The organism is Lactococcus nasutitermitis (genome assembly GCF_018403765.1).
Lineage (GTDB): Bacteria > Bacillota > Bacilli > Lactobacillales > Streptococcaceae > Lactococcus > Lactococcus nasutitermitis.
Genome location: NZ_BOVQ01000001.1, coordinates 21,404 through 39,539, shown reverse-complemented (window position 1 = coordinate 39,539; position 18,136 = coordinate 21,404). Strand labels below are relative to the sequence as shown.

Sequence of the window (18,136 nt, the reverse complement as noted above, 5' to 3'; positions counted from 1 at the left end):
GAAAATGAAAAAAATTACCTTATTGTTACTGACTGTTGTAAGTCTCATCGGACTTGCAGCGTGTAGCAGTAACGCAACGACAAAAACAACTGAAAAACGTCATCTTTTAAAAACACCGATACAAGAACAAGCAACCACTATGGGAACTTTTATCCAAGTAACGGTTTATGATAAAGGGAAAACACAAGCAGCAAAAAATGCTTTGAAAATTACATATCAATACAATAAATGGACAACTGTCAATCAATCAGGTTCAGAAGTTGATGAAATTAACAAAGAAGCAGGTATAAAACCTGTAAATGTCAATGCTGGTGTTTATCAACTCATTAAAGATGGTTACAATTACTCTAAAACAAATGTTGGTTATGATATTACAGTTGGTCCGTTGACTAGTCTTTGGCGCATTGGTTTTCCTGATGCTCGTAAACCAAGCCAATCAGAGATTGATGCTGTTTTGCCACTAATTAACTATCATTTCATCAAGTTTGATGATGCAAAACATACTGTTTATCTCACGAAAAAAGGCGCACGGTTAGATTTAGGTTCAATTGTTAAAGGTTATGTTGCTATGTTGATGGTTGATCAGCTTAAAAAAGCTGGTGTAACGACTGGTATTGTTGATTTAGGTTCAAGTTCAATCTATGTTATCGGCAATTCGCCACGAAGCGCAACAAGTCCTTGGCGTATCGGTATTAAAGACCCTAATGACCCAACAGGACAACAAATGGGAATTTTGCAAGCTGCAAATGCTCATGTGAATACTTCAGGAATTTATGAGCGCTATTTGAAGGTTGGTAATGTCAAGTATTCACATGAACTCAGTCCAAAAACAGGTTATCCTTTTGATAATGATATTGCAAGTATTACACTTTTGATTAAAGGAAAAGATTCGACAAATGGAGATGGACTTTCCACAATGATTTTTGCAATGGGAACTAAAAAAGGGTATGAATACGTAGAAAAAATGAAAAATGTTCAAGCTGTATTTGTAGATAAAAATAACAAGGTTTATATTACTCCTGGTTTGAAAAACAAGTTTGAATTAACAGAAACAAAAACTTTTAAAATTGGGAAGATTGCTGATTTGAAAAATTAATTTTAATTCTTGCTATTTAGCAAGAATTTTTTATCAGTAACTCTTAAAAATTCTAAATAATTTGTTTCATTATTAAAAAATGTTACAATAGTTTTATAGAAAATATGGAAGTGAGAAATAAGGTGGAAAAAGCAAAGAAAACTAAAAAAATTCGACGGCGCCTGATTAATATTTTGATAGTCCTCTTATTTTTAGTTGGATTGGCCTTAATATTTAATAAACCTATTCGAAATATGTTGATTGCCGGTAATAGCAATCGTTATCAAGTTTCCAATGTTACGCGTAAAGAGATTGTGAAGAATCAAAAAGCAAAAGCTAACTTCGATTTTAAAAAAGTTTCACTTGTGGATTTTCAGAGTGTTTTTGCAAATGAGCTGAACCGTCAACCTTTACCTGTTATTGGCGGGATTTCTGTACCAGATTTAGGAATTAATCTTCCCATTTTCCGGGGTGTAGGAAACACTTCGCTTCTTTACGGCGCCGGTACGATGAAAGAAAATGATACTATGGGACAAGGAAATTATGCTTTGGCAGGTCATAATATGACTGGATTTACAAGCGATTTGTCTATTCTTTTCACACCATTAACACATGCAAAAGTTGGAATGATGATTTATGTGACAGATAAAGCAAATATTTATGAATATAAGTTGGCTTCAATAAATGTTGTGACACCTGATCATGTGGAAGTGATTGATAATGTTCCTGGCAAAACGGAAATTACTTTAATTACTTGTTATGATGAAGCGGCAACGCACCGTATTGTTATTCACGGTACATTTGAGAAAAAAATAGCTTTTTCAACCGCACCACAAAGCATTCTAAAGTCTTTTGAAGTAAAATATAATCAAATAAAGAATATGTAAAAGCTGATATGTTATATATCAGCTTTTTTATTTTGCCATATTTAAAAAGATAGTGTGGAAAAAATGTCAAAGCAAAAATATGTTATAATTAAAAGTGATTTTTAGAGAAACGAGAATGATTTTGAACCCACTACTTAATGGAATGAATGAAAAACAGGCAGAGGCTGTGCAGACGACGAAAGGTCCACTTTTGATTATGGCGGGCGCTGGTTCTGGAAAAACACGTGTCTTAACTCACAGAATTGCTTATCTGATTGATGAAAAGATGATTAATCCTTGGAATATCTTGGCGATTACTTTTACAAATAAAGCAGCGCGCGAGATGCGTGAACGAACTCTTGGACTAAATCCTGCGGCACAAGATACATTGATTGCAACCTTTCACTCAATGTGTGTACGTATTTTACGACGTGATGCAGACCATATTGGTTATAATCGTAATTTTACAATCGTTGACCCGGCTGAGCAGAAGTCTTTGATGAAGCGAATTTTGAAAAACTTTAATTTGGACCCTAAAAAATGGGAACCAAAAACTTTATTGGGGACAATTTCTAATGCGAAAAATGATTTACTGGATGAGGAAGCTTATGAAGCGCAAATCAATGCGCGTAATCCATATGAATTGTTAGTAGCGCGTGTTTATAAGGCTTATCAGGAAGAATTACGTAAGTCAGAAGCAATGGATTTTGATGATTTGATTATGCAAACTTTGCGTTTATTTGATAAAAATCCCGATGTGCTTGCTTATTATCAGGGGAAATTTCAGTATATTCATGTGGATGAGTATCAAGATACAAACCATGCACAATATCAGCTTGTAAAATTATTGGCTTCACGCTTTAAAAATATCTGTGTTGTAGGAGATGCAGACCAATCTATCTATGGTTGGCGCGGTGCAGATATGCAAAATATCTTGGATTTTGAAAAAGATTATCCTGATGCAAAAGTGGTTTTATTAGAAGAAAACTATCGTTCCACAAAGACAATCTTGCAAGCAGCTAATAATGTTATCAAAAATAATGTTAATCGTCGTCCTAAAAAGCTTTGGACTCAAAATGATGATGGCGCAAATATTGTTTATTATCGGGCAAATGATGAAAAAGATGAAGCTGTCTTTGCTGCGTCAACGATTGCTGAGCAAGTGCGTGCTAAGGAACATAAATACAGTGATTTTGCGATTCTTTATCGGACAAATGCGCAGTCACGTAATATTGAAGAAGCTTTCATGAAATCAAACATTCCTTATGGAATGGTAGGAGGAACAAAGTTTTATTCACGTAAGGAAATTCGAGATGTAATTGCTTATCTAAATGTAATTGCTAATCCGCGTGATAATATGAGTTTTGAGCGGATTATAAATGAACCAAAACGTGGGATTGGTCCTGGAACGGTTGAAAAATTGCGTAATTTTGCAGCTTCACGTGGGACTTCCTTGGAAGAAGTAACGATGGATATTACTTTGTCTGATATTCGCGGAAAAGCTGCAGGTGAAATTTTTAATCTTGGTGTGATTTTTGATTTGTTAAGAGAACACGCTGAAAAATTGACAGTCACAGAACTTGTAGAGGAAATGCTTGAAAAAGTAGGTTATCTCAATGTTTTGCAGTTACAAAATAATCTGGAGGGACAGACAAGAATTGAAAATATCGAGGAATTTCTTTCTGTAACCAAGAACTTTGATGAAAAATCGGAAGTGCCCACAGATGAAGAGACAGGGGAGGCGATTGAAGAAAATGGATTAGAACGTTTGAGTCGTTTCTTAAATGATTTGAGTTTGATTGCTGATACAGATAGTTATGAGGAAGAATCGGATAATGTCACTTTGATGACTTTACACGCGGCAAAAGGTTTGGAATTTCCAGTCGTTTTTCTGATTGGTTTAGAAGAAGGAATTTTCCCATTGTCTCGAGCAAATGAGGATGTGGAAGAGTTAGAAGAAGAACGTCGTTTGGCTTATGTAGGAATTACACGTGCTGAACAGACTTTGTATATTACTAATGCTAATAATCGTACAATGTATGGAAAATCAAGCTATAATCGTCCAAGCCGCTTTATCTCAGAGATTGATGATGAATTACTGGATTATGCTGGTCTAGCTCGTAAAGCAAATACTAGTTTTAATGCGAGTTACAAAAATGCTAATGCAGGTAATCGTTTTGCATCAGGGATATCAATGTCAGATGCGTTGCACAAACGGAAAGATGTAATCAATCCATTTGCGAATGGAAATTCTAATCAAAAGAAAGAAATGTCTGTTGTTGATTGGAAAATTGGAGATACTGCTGTTCATCGCAAGTGGGGAGAAGGATTAGTGCTTGGTGTTGAAGGAACTGGAAAAAATATGGAATTAAAGATTAATTTTCCAGAGATTGGTATGAAACGACTTTTGGCAGCTATGGCTCCGATTGAAAAGAAGGATTAAATAATGGCAAAACATGAACTTGAGCGTGTTGAACTGACAAATATGTGTGCGATAATTGATGAAGAAAATCAAAAAGTTGTCGTACAAAAACGAGTGAAATCTTGGTGCGGTATAACTTTTCCGGGAGGTCATGTGGAAAGAGCTGAAGCGATTGTGCCATCAACTATTCGAGAGATTAAGGAAGAAACGGGGCTTGATATTCGGGATTTAAAGGCTTGTGGGATAAAAGATTGGTATAATCCAGAAACTTCTTCCCGTTATATTGTTTTTCTTTTTGCAACAACAAATTTTTCAGGAAATTTGTTGGAAGAGACAGCAGAAGGAGAAGTTTATTGGGAAGATATTGAGAAATTACCTGATTTGGAACTTTCTTCTGGCTTTTGGGAAATGGCAGAAATGATGTTGTCAAGAAAGTATGCTGAGTTTTCTTATTTGATTGATGGTAAGGATTGGATTAAGAACTTTTATTGAGTTTGTAGTTAATTTGTTTAAAATAAAAAATTTGAGATTATAATTTTTAAAAATGAAGGTGAAAAAATTGATGGAAAAACAACGCTGTAAATGGTGTCAATCAAGTGAAAAAATGATTCATTATCATGATAGTTTTTGGGGAAATCCTCTGCATGGAGACCAAGAATTATTTGCAAAGTTGGTGCTGGATATGAACCAAGCGGGACTTTCTTGGAATACGATTTTAAATAAGCAAGAAAATTTTTATGCAGCTTTTGATGATTTTGATATTGCCAAAGTGGCAAGTTATGATGATGATAAATTTAATGCTTTGATGAATAATGCTGGAATTATCAGAAATCGTTTGAAGATTGCTGCGGCTATCAATAATGCTCAAAAAGTATTAGAAGTTCAGAAAGAATTTGGCTCTTTTGATACTTATATCTGGTCGTTTACAGCTGGAAAAGTGCTACAACATCATATTATTGATGAAAGTGAAATTCCAGCAACGAATGATTTGTCGGATAAAATGAGTAAAGATATGAAAAAACGTGGTTTCAAATTTACTGGTTCAACAGTCATCTATGCTTATTTACAGGCGATTGGTGTGATTAATGACCATGCAGAGAGTTGTTTTAGACAAGCTGAACTGATTGGAGACGAAGATTAAAAGTTAATATTATAAGTTCTAAGTGAATTTTTTGCTTAGAATTTTTTTGACAAAACTGTAAAATATCAAATTTAGTATTGATTGAATTTTCAGAAAATGATATAATGGATAAGATAAAACTTTTTAAAGAATATTGAGGATAAAATGACAGTTAATATAGCGATTTTAGGATTGGGAACGGTAGCTTCTGGATTGCCTTTTTTGCTTGAGGAAAATAAGGAAAAATTGGTACGTCTTTTGAATGATGAAATTCGGATTAAGACAGTGTTGATGCGTGATGAAGAAACGATTGCAGAAGCACGTGAACGTGGATTCGATTATGATTTTGTGTTAGATTTAGATGAGATTTTGGCAGATGAGGAAATCAGTATTGTTGTTGAACTTATGGGAAGAATTGAACCAGCTAGAACTTTTATTTCGCGTGCTTTAAAAGCGAATAAGAATGTTGTGACAGCGAATAAAGATTTACTAGCTATCCATGGACGTGAATTGCGAAAATTGGCACAAGAAAATCAAGTTTCTTTGTATTACGAGGCTGCAGTAGCTGGCGGTATTCCTATTTTGCGTACTTTAGCAAACTCTTTGGTTTCTGATAAAATTACTCGAATTTTAGGAGTTGTTAATGGAACAAGTAATTTTATGATGAGTAAAATGGTTGGTGAAAGTTGGACTTACGAAAAGGCACTTTCTGAAGCGCAACGATTGGGATATGCTGAGTCTGACCCGACAAATGATGTAGATGGAATAGATGCAGGTTATAAACTTGTCATTTTGAGTGAATTTGCTTTTGGAATGTCTATTGAAAATGATGATGTACAGCATGAAGGCATTCGGACGATTACACCAATGGATGTGGAAATTGCTCAACAGTTGGGCTATGTGATTAAACTGGTTGGTGAGATTGTTGAAGTAGAATCAGGTGTATTCGCTGAGGTGAGTCCTACTTTCTTGCCTCAAAAACACCCTTTGGCAAGTGTAAATGGTGTGATGAATGCTGTTTTTGTTGAATCAATAGGTATCGGTGAATCTATGTATTATGGACCTGGTGCGGGACAAAAGCCGACAGCGACAAGTGTTTTGGCAGATATTGTTCGTTTGGCAAAACGTATTCAAGATGGAACAACTGGGAAATTATTCAATGAATATGTCCGAGAAACAAAGTTGGCAAGTCCAGCTGATGTGAAAAACAAATATTATTTTTCTGTAGAAACACCTGATACAACAGGACAATTTTTACGTTTGACTAATATTTTCACAAGTGAAAATGTGTCTTTTGAACAAGTTGTACAGCAAAAAGGAGACGGGAGTCGTGCAGTAGTGGCAATTATCTGTCATCGAATTGCTCGGACACAGTTGGCACAGATTAAGGAAAAATTGATGGCGGAGAGTGATTTTAAAGTACTCAATGTTTTTAAAGTCTTGGAGGATTAAATGAAAATTAGTGTTCCTGCAACAAGTGCTAATTTAGGTGCTGGTTTTGATTCGATTGGTATTGCTGTAAATTTGTATTTGGAAATTGAAATATTGGAAGTTTGTGAAGAATGGCTCGTCATACATGAGTTAGGAGATGATGTGCCGTCTGATGTCCATAATTTATTGATTGAGACAGCGCTTGATGTGGCTCAGAGATTTTCAAAAAAATTAGTGGCACATAAAATAAAAATGGTAAGTGAAGTACCTTTGGCACGTGGTTTAGGGAGTTCTAGCTCGGTGATTGTGGCTGGAATTGAACTTGCTAATCAACTGGCAGAGTTACATTTGACGAATGACGAAAAATTACAGTTAGCAACGGAAATTGAGGGACATCCAGATAATGTTGCGCCAGCAATTTTTGGAAATTTGGTTATTGCTTCTACGGTTGAGGGAAAGACAACAGCTGTACAGGCTGCTTTTCCAGAATGTGCGTTGCTTGCTTTTGTACCGAATTACGAGTTGAAAACTTCTGATAGTCGGCGCGTTTTGCCTGAAAATCTGACCTACAAAGAAGCAGTTGCAGCGAGTTCGATTGCAAATGTTCTGACAGCAAGTTTATTGACTGCAAATCTTGAAAAAGCTGGAGAGATGATTGAGGCAGATCGTTTTCATGAAAAATACCGTAAAAATTTGGTCAAAGAATTGAGTATTTTACGTGAAATTGCGCATGAAAATGGTGCTTATGCAACGTATTTGAGTGGTGCAGGTCCAACAATTATGATAATTACTAATAAAAAGTTTTTGACAGAACTGTCAAAAAAAATTGCAGCTGAAAATTTTGATGGAAAACTTTTACAACTTAAAATTGATACGGCTGGTGTACAAGTTCGTGAATAATTTATCATTGAATTTTGCGGATATTCTTGAATTATGATAAAATAGTAGAAGTTAAAACTCCTAAATCATATTTGAGGAAAATCATGTTAAAAAAAGAAGACTTTGAAAAATTTCCTGAAATGACTGTTGAATTTGATAGTCCATTATCAGAATATACCTTTACGAGAGTTGGTGGGACAGCGGACTTTTTGGCTTTTCCAAAATCCAACACAGAATTGCTTGAAGTGATTGCGCTCGCTCGTGAGACAGATACACCAATTACTGTACTTGGCAATGCGTCCAACTTAATAGTGCGTGATGGTGGCATTCGTGGCTTAGTTATTTTGTTGGAAAAAATGGCACAGGTCAAAATCGCAGGTTATACGATTGAAAGCCAGGCTGGCGCAAAATTGATTGATGTAGCAAAAATCGCACAAGAACAAGCTCTAACTGGCTTTGAATTTGCTTGTGGCATTCCTGGTTCAATTGGTGGTGCGGTCTTTATGAATGCTGGTGCTTATGGAGGGGAGATTTCCCAAGTACTTGCGAGTGTTAAAGTGATTGATGAACAGGGAAATATTTCCAATTTATCAGCAGATGAGATGAAATTTGGTTATCGTCATTCGATTGTTCGTGATAAAAATCTGATTATCGTGAGTGCAAAATTTGAGTTAAAATCAGGAGATCCGCAGCAAATTCAAAATGAAATGAATCGGTTAAATAATCTGCGTGCAAGTAAGCAACCACTTGAATATCCAAGCTGTGGAAGTGTTTTTAAACGTCCGTCGGGACATTTTGCAGGTCAGCTCATTCAAGAAGCAGGTTTACAAGGAAAACGCATTGGTGGTGTAGAAGTCTCTAAGAAACACGCTGGATTTATGGTTAATATTGATGAAGGAACAGCGAGCGACTACGAAGCACTGATTGCTTATGTTATTGAAAAAGTGAAAGCAAATACTGGTGTGACATTAGAACCTGAAGTGAGAATTATTGGGGAAAAATTATAATTAAAAAGAGAATGATTTTAGTCTCTTTTTTAATTTGTATTTATAAAATGAGAAGTAGCGTCTATCCAGCTGCTCAGCAATAATTATTTTTATTATGTTATAATTAAAGTAATTATTTGAATAGGAATATAAAAATGAATATAGAAGAAATGAAAGCACGGCAAGAAAAAATTCGTAATTTTTCGATTGTGGCGCATATTGACCATGGGAAATCAACGTTAGCAGATAGAATTCTTGAACTCACTGATACAGTATCAAAACGTGAAATGCAGGCTCAGTTGTTAGACAGCATGGATTTGGAGCGAGAACGTGGGATTACGATTAAGCTCAATGCGATTGAGTTGAATTATCATGCTAAGGACGGTGAAACTTACATTTTTCACTTGATTGATACACCGGGACATGTGGATTTTACTTATGAAGTATCACGGAGCTTAGCGGCTTGTGAAGGCGCGATTTTGGTAGTAGATGCAGCGCAGGGAATTGAGGCGCAAACTCTTGCAAATGTCTATTTGGCACTTGATAATGACCTTGAAATTCTTCCTGTTATCAATAAAATAGACCTTCCAGCGGCACAGCCTGAAGTTGTCAGACAAGAAATTGAAGATGTCATCGGACTTGACGCCTCTGAGGCAGTTCTTGCGAGCGCAAAATCAGGTATTGGAATTGAAGAAATTTTAGAACAGGTGGTTGAGAAAATTCCAGCACCTTCTGGTGATGTAGAAGCACCACTTAAAGCCTTAATTTTTGACTCTGTTTATGATGCTTATCGAGGTGTTATTTTGCAAATTCGTCTGATGGACGGTTCATTAAAAGTGGGCGATAAAATCCAGTTGATGAGTAATGGCAAGGAATTTGACGTGACTGAGGTTGGAATTTTTACTCCTAAGGCTGTAGCGCGCGATTTTTTGATGGCGGGCGATGTTGGTTATGTGGCAGCAGCAATTAAGACGGTTGCAGATACGCGAGTTGGTGATACGATTACACTGGCGGATAATCCTGCACAGGAAGCTTTGGCAGGTTATAAAAAGATGAATCCGATGGTTTTTGCTGGGATTTATCCTGTGGAATCCAATAAATTTAATGATTTGCGTGAAGCATTGGAACGTTTGCAACTCAATGATGCAAGTTTGCAATTTGAGCCTGAAACATCAAATGCACTGGGCTTTGGTTTTCGTTGCGGTTTCTTGGGGCTTCTTCACATGGATGTCATTCAGGAACGTTTGGAGCGTGAATTTGACTTAGATTTGATTATGACGGCGCCAAGTGTCGTTTATCACATCAATACCACTGATGGAGAAATACTTGAAGTTGCCAATCCGAGCGAATTTCCTGACCCGACAAAAATTGAAAACATTGAAGAACCTTTTGTGAAAGCACAGATTATGGTTCCTAATGATTATGTGGGAGCTGTGATGGAACTAGCACAACGAAAACGTGGTGTGTTTGAGACGATGGATTATTTGGATACAAATCGGGTAAATATCATTTATCATATGCCACTTTCTGAGATTGTTTTTGACTTTTTCGATAAGTTAAAGAGTTCAACAAAAGGTTATGCCAGTTTTGATTACGAGATTTCAGATTATCGTGCTTCTAGTCTTGTGAAGATGGACATTTTGCTCAATGGCGATAAAGTGGATGCGTTGAGTTTCATTGCTCACAAAGAATTTGCTCAGGAACGTGGACGTGTGATTGTTGAGAAGTTGAAGAAGCTTATTCCTCGTCAGCAATTTGAAGTGCCTATTCAGGCGGCTATTGGGCAGAAAATTGTTGCACGTTCTGATATTAAGGCTTTGCGTAAAAATGTTCTTGCCAAATGTTATGGTGGCGATATTTCTCGAAAACGTAAGTTGCTCGAAAAGCAAAAAGCAGGTAAAAAACGGATGAAGTCGATTGGCTCTGTTGAAGTACCGCAGGAGGCTTTTTTGTCAGTTTTAAGTATGGACGAAGAATAAAATGAAGTGCCAATATAAATTGGCATTTTTTTGCTTAATATTTTTTGAATTTAAGTGAAAACGAAGTGCGGGGCTTAGAGTATGTTATAATAAAGAACAGGAAATAAAAAGTAAGAGAGAAGAATATGGGTCAGTCATTATTTGAACAATTAAAACACGTGGACGTTGAGAACAGTAGTAGTGAGATTTTAATTGGTGTGTTTCATTCATCGTCAAAAGGTTTTGGCTTTGTGACGCCAGAAGGTGTGACGGATAAGGAAAATGATGTTTTTATTGCTCAAAAAAATACAAAAGATGCGCTAGATGGTGATAAGGTAGAAGTTCGTAAACTTCATAATAAGACGAAAAAACGTGGTGCAGATGGAAATGTGACAAAGATTTTGGAGCGTTCAACTAAAGAAGTTGTTGGGATTTATCTACCACTGAGTAAAAAAGAAAAAGAAAATTATCAAAAGGAAAAGTTTGTTGCTCGGATTAAAGTGCGTAATGAGAAATTGCCGGATAATCTTTTTGTAACGGAAACAGATGCGCTTGCTGAGGATTTAGTGCGCGTGAAAATTGTACAATATCCTGCAGAAAATAAGGCTTTTGTTGGGAAAATGACTGATGTTATCGGTCATAAGGGAGATAAGGGAATTGATGTACTGGAGATTTTAGCTGGGAATCAAATTCCTGAGTTTTTCCCTGATGATGTGTTGGCGCAGGCAGAAGCAATCAGTGATACAGTGCCTGATGATGAGCTAGAAGGACGTGTTGATTTTCGTGAGGAAGTGACTTATACGATTGATGGCGATGATTCTAAGGATTTAGATGATGCTATACATGTGAAACGGCTTGATAATGGGAATTTTGAGTTGGGTGTGCATATTGCGGATGTTTCGCATTATGTGACGGAAGGCTCGATAATTGATAAAGAAGCTCTTTCAAGAGGAACATCTGTCTATGTTGTTGACCGTGTCGTACCGATGTTACCTGTTCGCCTGTCCAATGGGATTTGTTCGTTGAATGAAAATGAAGTGCGTTTGACACTTTCTTGTGTGATGGAAATTAACAAAAAAGGGACGGTTGTTAAGTCAGAAATTCAGCCTTCTGTGATACAGACGACTTATCGAATGACTTATAACAATGTTAATAGGATTTTGCTCAAAGGTCTTGAAGGACATCGTGAGATGCGAGAGAAGTTTGAAAAGATTGTCAGTTCACTCGAAATTGGGAAAGAATTGCATGAGATTTTGGAGGATGTGCGTGACAATCGTGGTGCTTTGGAGTTTGAAGAGTCAGAAGCGAAGATTATTTTAGATGATAAAGGTCACCCAATAGATATTGTCAAACGTGAGCGTGATGTGGCTGAGCGAATGATTGAGAGCTTCATGTTGATGGCAAATGAAACCGTGGCAAGTTGGTTTATTAAAAATAAATATCCAAGTATTTACCGCGTGCATGAGACGCCCAAGGAAAAAGCTTTTGCAAAATTGCAAGAAATGGCAGCCGATAAGGGATTTTCTCTTGTTTCTAACTCGAATAAGGCTTTGCAGTATTTTCAAGAGGAAATCAAGGGAAGTTCTTATGAAAAACCGTTGGCTTATCAGCTTCGCCATACAATGGCGACGGCTATTTATTCGGAGAAAAATACGGGACATTATGGACTTGCTTCAAAAAATTATACGCATTTTACGAGTCCAATCCGGCGCTATCCCGATTTGTTGGTGCATCGTTTGATTCATTTGTATTTGAAAAATCATTCTAATAAGGTAAAAGAGGAGCAGAAGGAGAAAATTCCTGAGATTGCTAAGCAGAGTTCAGATAGGGAGCGCCGTGCCGTAGTTGCTGAACGGATGGTTGATGCGATGAAGAAAGCGGAGTATATGCAAGATCACATGACTGAAACTTTTGTCGGAACGATTACAGGTATTCAAAAATTTGGTTGTTTTGTTGAATTACCAAATACGGTTGAAGGATTGGTGCGTTTAAGTAATCTGAAAAGTCCAGAGAAGGAACGTTTGGATTATGATGAGGAAGATGAGGTTATCAAAGGTGTGCAGACAGGCTTTACTTATCAGATTGGCGATAGTTTAAGAGTTCATGCGATTGCTGCGGATAAACGTCTTGGGAAGATTGATTTTGAACAGATGCTTTAAATAAAAAAATGGTGGATGTGAATATCTGCTATTTTTTTATTGCTGAAAATCACTGTTATACTACCTATAACAGCTCTTGACAGAATTGTCAAGAGCTTATTAGAAAGCGGTGTGAGAGTGAAAAATAAAATTTTTTCTGGAAAAAACTTTTTGACAGTTCTGTCAATTATTTTGGCGACTATCGTGACTTACTTGCCTTATTTTAAAAATACTGTTGGTATTGATACAAGTACGATGATGCTCAATCAGAGGCAGATGTTACAAGGCTATTTATCACAAGGTCGTTTTGGGATTGTTTGGTTTTTTGACAGTTTTGTCAAAAATTATAATAATGAGATTGTTCCTTTTATGGCAGTGTTTTTACTGATTCTGATAGGTATTTATTTCTATTTTTTATTGGATAACTATTTGACGAACTTGTCAAAAATGATGAAAGCAATTTTTGCAATTTTATTTGTCAATAATCCTGTGATTTATGCACAGTTGTATTTCAAGTTACAAGCGATTGAGATTTGTCTGGGGATTTTATTGGTGCTTGTGGCGAGTCATCTTTGTTTGCTTGAGCGCCCGGTGCGTCTGGTAAAATTCATCTTGTCTGTTATTTTACTGAGTTTTGCGATTTTGATTTACCAAAGTTTTGCTTTTTTCATTTTTTCTTTATTTTTGTTCTATTTACTCATTTTTCCTGAAAAACGTAGAGAAGTTTTGCAGACATTTTTCCCCGCTTTGCTAGTTTCTGGACTGGTTTATATTGTGGTTTACTGGCTTTATTCGTTGCGTGTACAGTATTCAACTTATGGGGCGCAGACTTATTTGATGTGGAATCGTTTTGCATCCTTGGGACATTTAAAGCAGATTTTGATGCTGGGAATGCTTGTGGCAGCTGTGTTTTTTGTGATTTTATCTATTTGGACGATAGTGCGAGCGAGAAAATATTTGACAATCGATGCTCATTTGTTGGTATTACTTTTGATGTCCTTGCTGACTTTTAACGTCTTTTTTGGCAATATTATCCCGACACCGCGTGTTTATTTTGGCACTTTTTCAGTCGTGGGAATAGGGCTACTTTATACTTTAGTCAATCGGGCGCGTGTTTGGCGCTTTTTAGCGGGGAGTTTGGCTATTCTGTCACTATTATTGACTTTTGGCTTAGCACACAAAGCAAATGTCAGTTTTGCAAACGATGTTCAGTTGACCCAAAAAGTGACAAATTTTGCGAATCAGAAACAGGCAAAAACAGTTGTGTTCATTGGAAATTTGCAAGTTGGAAATCAAGGTGCAGTCAATAAAATAGCAGATTTGTTCATTACGGGTGCAACGCGAACAAGTTTCTTTCAATTTGATGAGCCGTTGATTTCTGTACGTCCTTATGATTTTATGCGGCTACAAGGACACGATTTTCCAGTAGCTGATAAGGCACTTCGTCAGGCGATGGTTACAAAATATGAAAATTTACCTGCTTATCCAGCAGCCGGAGCATTTATTTTTGATGAGGACAGTCAGACAGTTGTCGTAAAATTGTCAGATTGATTTTTGACAGTTCTGTCAAAAAATATTGTATTAAAAAGTATCATATTTTATGATACTTTTTAATTGTTTTTAATATTTTTGCTATAATAAGAATAAGAAAAAACTAAGGAGAGAGCGTATGGCAAAGTATAGTGTTGGACTTGATATCGGAATCGCGAGTTGTGGTTGGAGCATTATTGATATTGACAAAAAAGAGATTGTGGATTTGGGCAGTCGGATTTTTCCGTCCGGAAATGCTGCGGGGAATCAGGACAGACGGAGTTTTCGTGGCACGCGGCGCTTGATTAGACGGCGAAAAAATCGTTTGTCAGATTTGACGAAATTCTTAGAAATTTTGGACAAATCTGTCAAATTTGACGAAAAAGCCAATCCATATGAATTACGTGTCAAAGGGCTGACAGAAAAGCTGTCAAAAGCCGAAATAGCAAGTGCGCTGTTGCACATTGTCAAACGGCGGGGGATTTCTTATGATTTAGGCGATTTGGAAGATGATGGTACGAGTGGTGTGAGCGACTATAAGTCGTCTATCAATATCAATCGTCAACTTTTGAAAGAAAAAACAGTTGGTCAAATTCAGCTCGGACGACTGAGTGAATTTGGACAAGTGCGTGGACAGGTCAAGGTGGATGATGAAAAGACCTTGCTCAATGTTTTTCCTGCGTCTGCTTATGCCGATGAGGCAGAGAGAATTTTGACAAAGCAACAGGAATTTTATCCCGAGATTACGGATGAATTTATTGAGAAAATATGTAAAAAGGATGATGAAAATCCTGAAAATAATGGATTAATTGTCCGCAAACGTGAATATTTCACAGGTCCTGGCAATGAAAAATCGCACACTGATTATGGTGTTTATAAAACATCTCAATATGTAAAATTGCACCCTGCCGCAGATTATAAAGAAAATGGGAAAACATTAAAAAATCTTTTTAGTGAACTCATCGGTATTGATATTCAAGGCGAAAAACGGGCGTCAGCGTCAAGTTTGACGGCGCAGATTTATAACTTGTTGAATGATTTGAATAATTTAAAAGCGAAAGAACCAAATGAGAATACTGATTCTGACGGAAAATTGACCACAGAAACTAAAGAGAAAATTCTTTATGCATTACGAAATAATTCTGGGAAAAATCAACTAAGTATTAATCAAATTTGCAAGTTTATGGGAGCAAAATCCGAGGATATTGATGGTTTTCGTGTAAAAAATGACGATTCTAAAACGAAACAACTACATAATTTGAAGGCTTATGATAAATTTCGGAAAGCATTAGCGGAGATTGGCAAAGAAGCAAATGACCTTCCAACAGAATTTTTTGATAAAATCGCTGATATTTTGACACTCAACACAGAAAAATCTGAAATTCGCAAACAACTTGATAAAGCAGAGTTTGCTGATATTTCTGACGAAATCAAAGAATTGATTATTGAGCAAAATAAAAATCTCCTTGTTGATGGTCGCGCGACTTGGCACAGCTTTTCATATTCTACGATGAAAAAAATGTATGACTACCAGCTAAACACTTCTCATGAACAAATGACAATTTTGACGCATGATTTAAAGTTGATGAAGCCTGACAATGAAAAATACAAAGGTTTGAAAAATATTCCTGCCAAGAAAATCACAGAAGAAATTTACAATCCTGTCGTTGCGAAATCCACACGTGAAGCGATTAATGTTTTTAATGCGATTGCTAAACGCCTTGGGCGTGAAAATATTGAGCAAGTCATTATCGAACTTCCACGTGAGGACAACGAAGATGACGTGAGAAAAAATATTCAAAAATTCCAAAAAGAACAAGAAAATGAAAAACATACTGCTGACGAAGCTGTCAAACAGCAGATGACAATTTCTGACAGCGAGTTGCGTGCTCAATATCGTAGATATAAAGGTCTGTCACAAAAAGTACGCTTTTGGTATCAGCAAGAGAATATTTGTCCTTATTGTGGTAAGAAAATTGAAGCTGTGCAACTCATCAATAATAATGACAGTTTTGAAGTTGACCACATTATACCGATTTCTGTCAGTTTTGACGATTCACAAAATAATAAAGTGCTTGTTCATGCCCAATGTAATCAAGCCAAGGCCCAACAAACACCACTTGGCTGGATAAATAACGGTGGAGGTTTTGGACAAGATAAATCTATTTATATTGCCAAAATCAAAGCTAATAAACGATACAGCAAAAATAAAATTGATAATTTGCTCAATAATGCTGACTTAAACGATATTGAAACACGCCGTGGCTTTGTTCAGCGCAATATCAATGATACTCGTTATGCTTCACGTACCGTCTTGGACGAATTTTATAGCTTTTTCAAGTCAAATAATCTGCCGACCAAAGTCAAGGTTGTCCGAGGGAAATGGACGAGCCAAATGCGCAAAAAATGGAATGGCGCTGGTGGTCTTGCAAAAACACGTGACACGCACCATCACCATGCGATTGACGCAAGTATCATCGCAAGTTTTCCGTTACTCAAGGCTTTTGACCGTGTTACTCTCATCAATGAAGTTGATGAAGACACAGGAGAAATTCTCAAAAAAATTCCGATTGTTAGTAGTAGAGCCTACGAAAAAGAAATCAGTGAGCTTTATGATTTCCCACTTTTCAAGCAGGTTGAGCGGGCAAATGATATTGGAAATTTTTCTGACACAGAAATTGACAAAGATGGCAAGAAGAAATTTATTGAAGACCCTGAAAAAATAGCAGATAATCCTGTTAAATTTAGTCATAAGGTGGATAAAAAGGCAAATCGGGCGGTTGCTAATCAGACGATTTATGGGACACGAATGCGTGAAACAGAGATTATAAAACGTGGAAAAACTGAAATTTCTCAAGATGAGTATGTTTTTGGGACAATTAAAGATATTTATAATGTCGATGATTTTGCAAAATTCAAGAAACTTTATGATGAAGCAAAGAAAAAAGATGAACTCAAGTTTTTGATGCAAGTAAAGGATACTAAGACATGGGAAAAATTAGAAAAAATTCTCAAAGAATATCCAGATTTTGAGGAAAAAACGCAGGTTGACGGAAAAGTTAAGATTATGCCTGCGTCCCCATTTGAGCTTTATCGCCGTGACAATGGTTTTATCACAAAATACGCCAAGCACAATAATGGTCCCAAAGTTGTGAGTCTGAAGTATTATGATACAAAAGTCGGAAATCATATTGATATCACGCCGTCTGAAGCAAAAAATAAAGTGCTTTTGCAGAGTTTGAAACCTTGGCGAACAGATGTTTATTTCAATCCTGAAACGGGACTTTACGAGCTTTTAGGCTTGAAATATGCTGATTTGAAATATACTAAGGGTGTTTATGGAATTACGCAAGAAGCATACAATAATCTAAAACTTGGACGAACTATTAAAAAAGATGAGACGATTATTACTGCTGGAAAACCTGCGATAAATAGTAAGAGTGAATTTTGCTTTAGTTTGTATCGGAATGATCAAGTAAAAGTTGAAAAAGATGATGAAAGTTATGAGTTACGTTTTATTTCAATTACAGAAATGAAACCATTACACATGGAAAAGTTCATTCCCAATTCTGAGATACCTGTTTATGGTAATGTCGGTAAAGAAGGACGGCTCCGAAAACTGGTAGTAAATGGGGCTAAACTCTACAAAATCAACACGGACATTTTAGGCACCCTATATCCAATTGAAAAAGAAGAACTCAAACTCACAATTTGACTTTACGATTAATTTA

Annotated in this window: 12 protein-coding genes; all 12 read left to right on the top strand. The window is 36.4% G+C overall.

Annotated elements, in window-relative coordinates; translation table 11 throughout:
* The first annotated feature begins 4 nt into the window (after nucleotides 1-4).
* The 12 genes from KJS36_RS00160 (at nucleotide 5) to cas9 (ending at nucleotide 18,120) form a co-directional block, all read left to right on the top strand.
* A complete protein-coding gene (locus KJS36_RS00160) occupies nucleotides 5-1,096 on the top strand; it encodes an FAD:protein FMN transferase (RefSeq protein WP_213533069.1) in 1,092 nt (363 codons plus the stop codon).
* 104 nt (nucleotides 1,097-1,200) lie between these two features.
* Nucleotides 1,201-1,962: a class A sortase gene (locus KJS36_RS00155; RefSeq protein ID WP_213533067.1), complete on the top strand. Its 762-nt coding sequence runs from the start codon at nucleotides 1,201-1,203 to the stop codon at nucleotides 1,960-1,962.
* Between the two features lie 121 nt (nucleotides 1,963-2,083).
* The gene (pcrA, locus tag KJS36_RS00150) at nucleotides 2,084-4,384 is read left to right on the top strand and encodes a DNA helicase PcrA (RefSeq protein ID WP_213533213.1); all 2,301 of its coding nucleotides are present in this window, start codon (nucleotides 2,084-2,086) and stop codon (nucleotides 4,382-4,384) included.
* Between the two features lie 3 nt (nucleotides 4,385-4,387).
* A complete protein-coding gene (locus KJS36_RS00145) occupies nucleotides 4,388-4,855 on the top strand; it encodes an 8-oxo-dGTP diphosphatase (protein WP_213533065.1) in 468 nt (155 codons plus the stop codon).
* Between the two features lie 70 nt (nucleotides 4,856-4,925).
* Nucleotides 4,926-5,504 carry a DNA-3-methyladenine glycosylase I gene (locus tag KJS36_RS00140; RefSeq protein WP_213533063.1) on the top strand — a complete coding sequence of 193 codons (579 nt, stop codon included), beginning with the start codon at nucleotides 4,926-4,928 and terminating at the stop codon, nucleotides 5,502-5,504.
* Nucleotides 5,505-5,648: 144 nt separating this feature from the next.
* A complete protein-coding gene (locus tag KJS36_RS00135) occupies nucleotides 5,649-6,935 on the top strand; it encodes a homoserine dehydrogenase (RefSeq protein WP_213533061.1) in 1,287 nt (428 codons plus the stop codon).
* Complete coding sequence (gene thrB, locus KJS36_RS00130) at nucleotides 6,936-7,814, top strand: homoserine kinase (RefSeq protein WP_213533059.1); 879 nt, start codon at nucleotides 6,936-6,938, stop codon at nucleotides 7,812-7,814.
* 83 nt (nucleotides 7,815-7,897) lie between these two features.
* A complete protein-coding gene (gene murB / locus KJS36_RS00125; RefSeq protein ID WP_213533057.1) occupies nucleotides 7,898-8,800 on the top strand; it encodes a UDP-N-acetylmuramate dehydrogenase in 903 nt (300 codons plus the stop codon).
* A gap of 134 nt (nucleotides 8,801-8,934) precedes the next feature.
* Nucleotides 8,935-10,758, top strand: a complete 1,824-nt coding sequence (lepA, locus tag KJS36_RS00120) for a translation elongation factor 4 (protein WP_213533055.1) — start codon at nucleotides 8,935-8,937, stop codon at nucleotides 10,756-10,758.
* Nucleotides 10,759-10,883: 125 nt separating this feature from the next.
* Nucleotides 10,884-12,896, top strand: coding sequence for a ribonuclease R (gene rnr / locus KJS36_RS00115; RefSeq protein ID WP_213533053.1), 2,013 nt, complete (start codon nucleotides 10,884-10,886; stop codon nucleotides 12,894-12,896).
* A 117-nt stretch (nucleotides 12,897-13,013) separates the two neighbouring features.
* On the top strand, nucleotides 13,014-14,426 hold the full coding sequence (locus KJS36_RS00110; protein ID WP_244842491.1) for a glucosyltransferase domain-containing protein: 1,413 nt from the start codon (nucleotides 13,014-13,016) through the stop codon (nucleotides 14,424-14,426).
* Between the two features lie 118 nt (nucleotides 14,427-14,544).
* A complete protein-coding gene (gene cas9 / locus KJS36_RS00105) occupies nucleotides 14,545-18,120 on the top strand; it encodes a type II CRISPR RNA-guided endonuclease Cas9 (protein ID WP_213533051.1) in 3,576 nt (1,191 codons plus the stop codon).
* The last annotated feature ends 16 nt before the right edge of the window (nucleotides 18,121-18,136 follow it).